Here is a 4,849-nt window from a genome sequence, read left to right as displayed (position 1 = left end):
AAGCTTCAGAAAACTGGTATAAGTGGTGCTAGCTTTTCAGGTGGAATACGCTATCAGTTTTAAGACAAGGCTGTAAATAGCCTATTCATTCTATTCAATTTAACAAAAAGGCAGCTCAATGTGCTGCCTTTTCGCTTTATATAAATCCTAATGACACTAAAACTACCCCCTGCCTTTTTATCAAGAAAAATATAAGGTATTTTTATCCAGAATATATTAAAACCCACAAATAATGAAAGCGGAAACCTTTTAATAAAAATGCAGTTTTGCAGTTTTATTAACCAAAGTACCTTTCATTTAAAGCTTTAACATAAAGCTCTTTATTAATTACGTTTTTAAACTGAAGATATGTCTGTTTTATCGCCCTCAATAAGATAAGCAATTATAAGAAACTTTCCCCTCATCTGAAAACTCAAACAAATTTTTTATCTATAAAATATTCAAACAAGAAAAAACACAAAAAACTATAAACGATAGGATCGTAAAATATATTCGAATAATTATTATAAAATATCTTAAGAGACATAAATAACTCTCAGTAATTATCAAAAATTATGTTTATTATTTTATCAAGATATAAAAAATAATCCCACTACAAACAGAAAATCAATAAACTCATTTAATAAAAAATAAACTATACATAATATGCATTTTCATGAAGATTATTTAAAATATTTGACAGAGAAGTAAAAATAGCTTACCGAGCTAGAGGTAATGTAACAACACTAAGAACAGTAACTCATTTTCTATTCTTCTTATGAGGTCGGTGGGGAAATGAATATTGGGGACTTCAAAGGAGAATACGGATGTATAAAAAATCCCTTTTATCATATACAGCAACAGTCGCGATCATACTCTCTAGTATCTATTCCAATGCACATGCTGAATCTCTTGAAGCTTCAGGAGAAGGACAAAGCGTCATCGGAGAAACCGGAAAGTCCTATGAAATTCTTCATGCAAAAGAAAGTGGCAAAATCACTGGTGAAAATTTAACAGTAACCGGAAATAAAGACACCAATAAAGGCCCCAGCGAAGGCGGTATCACCCCTCCTCCCGGATCATCTTCTTTAGAATCACCCGCTGCTGTAACAGCTGAAGGCAAGAACAGTATGATCACATTAACGGGGGATAAAACAACCATTAAAGGAACTGATTCTGCCATTATCGTAGGTGTTGAAGCAAAAAACGGTGGCACGATCTCCATAACTGGAGGCTCCATTAATGCTTCTGATTTTGGTGCGATCTTCATGAACAGTAACAGCGACAAAAACAAGCTGGAAAATGTAACAATATCAAGCGGTGATGATAAAACACTACTGGGATTCGGAGCAGGAGCAGAAAACAGTACAGTCACTTTAAAGGATGTAATCATAAAACAAACAAACAATGCTGTAAGTGCAAAAGGTGGCTCTACAATAACAATCACTGGAGGTTCATCTGCTTCAAAAGAAGCAACAATAGTTGCCTCGCAAAACAGCAAAGTCACTATAAACGATTCTACGATTACATCATCTGACGACTCTGGACTCTGGGCAAAAGAAAGTGGCACGATCTCCATGACTGGAGGCTCTATTAATGCTTCCCACGCTGGTGCTAGCTTCTTGAACAGTAACAGCGACAAAAATAAGCTGAAAGGTGTAACAATATCAAGTAATGAAGACGGAAAACAAATAACCTTTGGAGTAACCGTACAAGAGAACAGTACAGTCACTTTAGAAGATGTAACCGTAAAACAAGCAGAAAACGCTATTTTTGCAAATAATAGTTCTAAAGTAAAGGTCACTGGAGGCTCATTCGCTTCAAAAGAGGCAACAATAGCTGCCTTGAAAAACAGTGACATCACTATAGAGGGCGCTCAAATTACATCATCTAATAACTCTGGACTCATGGCACAAAATGGTGGCTCAATCTCTATGAATGGAGGTTCCATTAAAGCTTCACAAGCTGGTGCTTACTTTTTGAATAGTAATAGCGACAAGAACAAACTAAAGGATGTAGAAATATCAAGTAATGAAGGCGGAACACCTATACTCTTTGGAGTAAAAGCAGAGAAGAGCAGTAAAGTTGATTTAGAAGGTGTAAGATTCTCTCAAGCAGACAGTGGTATATCTGCAGATAGTAATTCTGAAATAACAATCTCTAAAGGAGAGTTTGACTCTAAAAAGGTAACTATACATGCTGAAAACGGCAGCACAATCACTTTAAAAGACAATACTAAAGTTACATCATCTGATAACGTTGGGCTCATGGCAGAACAAGAATCCACAATCAACATGACCGGAGGAGAAGTAACTGGAAAAACAGGAGTCGTTGGAGCAAAAAATGGCGGACACATTACGGTAGAAAATGTTACCCTAACAATAGATGGCGCCGATCCCATTGAAAATAACGAATCAATTACAAGTGGTTTTGGTGCATTTTCTGAGGGTAAAGATAGTCTAATTGAGTTAACTGGAGATGATACAAAGATCAAGAATAGTATAATTGGACTTCAGACAAAAAAAGAGGGTGCAATCAGTATGAATGGAGGCTCCATTAATGCTTCATACGTTGGTGCTCGCTTTACGGAAAGTAAAAGCAACAAAAACAAACTGAAGAATGTAATAATATCCAGCAATAAAGAGAATGAGCTACTAGTCAATGGAATCAATGCAGGAAAAGAAAGTATAGTCTCTCTAGAAAATGTAAACGTAAAACAAGCAGAAAACGCCATTGTTTCAGATAGTAATTCTAAAATAGAGATTACTGGAGGATCATTTGATGCAAAACTAGCAACAATATCTGCGCAAAATGGCAGCTCAATAACTATAAATGATTCTAAAATTACATCATCTAATGACACTGGACTCTGGGCACAAGAAAGTGGCTCAATCTCTATGAATGGCGGTTCCATTAAATCCTCATACGCTGGTGCTTCCTTCTCGAGAAGTAAAAACGAAAACAACAAACTAAAGAATGTAGAAATATCAAGTAATAAAGAGGGAGAATTATTAATCATTGGAGTAGAAGCAAAAGATAAAAGTCTTGTTACTTTAGATAATGTCAAAGTGACTCAAGCAAAAAATGCTATCATTTCAGATAATAACTCTACAATAACAGTCTCTGGGGGATCATTTGTTTCAAAACAAGCAACAATATTTGCGCAAAACGGCGGCACAATCACTATAAATGATTCTAAAATTACATCATCTGATAACACTGGGCTCTGGGCAAAAGACAATAGCACAATCAAAATGACGAAAGGAAAAGTTAAAGGAGGAATTTATGCAGCATTAACTGCTGAAAACGGTGGACACATTAATGTTACAGATGTTTCTCTCTCAGTAGCCACAGGTGGTGGAGCTGGTGCAAATGCCAGCGGCCCTGATAGTATGATCGAATTGCATGGAACAGAAATTGATCATGCTTTTCTTGGGCTTTATGCAGAAAAAAATGCTATAATTAAAATGACCGGAGGAACTATTACAACTTCTACAGTTGGTGCTACCTTTTATGACAGTAAAAGCAATGAAAATAAGTTGGAAGATGTGACAATATCGAGCAGTCAAAAAGGTGAAACGGTAGTGTTTACAGGATTAAATTCCCAAGCAAGCAATGTCACTTTAAAAAATGTACACATTACAAATGCAAAATTCGGCGTATATGCAATGGATCATTCTAAAATCACAATATCAGGAGGATCATTTGTTGGAAACGATATAGGGATTAACGCAGAGAGTGGCAGCACCATTGCTTTAACCGATGATGCCAAAATTACATCATCTAATGGTTATGGGCTCCATGCAAGTGGACTAGATTCCACCATCACAATGACGCAAGGAAACATAACGGGAAAAGAGGCAGCATTGGCTGTTGAAAACGGTGGGCATATTGATACAACAAATATTTTTGCAACAGCAGAGAGAAATGGCATAAAATTTGAAAATCCTGAAGAAGATACAACCTCAGAAATCAATTTAACCAACGCAAAGCTTCACATTAAAAACGGCATTGGAATTAACGTAGATGAGTCAACCGGCACAGTCAATCTTGGCAAAAAATCAGAAATCCGTGCTGACGTTCTATTAGTAACCAAAGCTTCAGCTGAAGAAAATGGTTTAGCTTTTACACTCAATTCTGATAACTCCATATTAGAGGGTAGAGCAAAAGTTATTAACAGTCCTAAAACAATCTTTAATTTGCAAAACAATACACAATGGATTGTAAAAACCAGCACAAACGAAAAAGATGATGATGGCAATCTGCTTGATATTGCTCAAAGATCTCGTTCTGATATTTCCACGCTCAATCTTAACAACAGTACTATTGTTTTTAATGGACCAACAGAAGAGCATTATCACACATTACATATAGGCTCTGGTAAACCAGACACGCAAGAAGTCTACAACGCAACGGGTGATGCAAAGATTTACTTCAACATTGCTTGGAGTGATGGCGTAGCAAGTGCCGATCAAAAAACCGATAGGCTTCTCATTCACGGTGATGTCTCAGGCTCCACAACAGTTTATATTGACAGCGATTTAGGGGATAAAGATAGTGTAGTCAATGCTGCAGATCCTTCGAATATCGGTGGACTTTCGCTTATTCAAGTCTCTGGGAAAGCACAGGAAGGCTCTTTCAAACTTGTAAATGGCTATACCACAAGAGATCGTTTACCTTATAAATATACACTGACTGCTTATGGACCAGAGTCAAGCCATGGACAGGCCGATATTGCACAAAGCCTCTTTGATGAAAAGAATGAAAATTTCTGGGATTTCCGCTTACACAAAGAAATTCTTGAAGCGGGTTCTGGCTCTGGTCCAAGTGTGATCGCCCCTGTAGCACAAACAGCAAGCTATTTGGTCAT

At 36.9% G+C, this 4,849-nt stretch carries 1 protein-coding gene; it reads left to right on the top strand.

The window, feature by feature from the left end; translation table 11 throughout:
• Nucleotides 1–806: 806 nt before the first annotated feature.
• A partial coding sequence (locus ACFIKE_RS08220; protein ID WP_375649202.1) for a right-handed parallel beta-helix repeat-containing protein occupies nucleotides 807–4,849 on the top strand: 4,043 nt, incomplete at its 3' end.

The organism is Bartonella sp. MU70NMGDW (genome assembly GCF_042194085.1).
Taxonomy (GTDB): Bacteria; Pseudomonadota; Alphaproteobacteria; order Rhizobiales; family Rhizobiaceae; genus Bartonella; species Bartonella grahamii.
The sequence above is the reverse complement of the archived record's forward strand: the minus strand, read 5'-3'. Positions and strand labels throughout refer to the sequence as shown.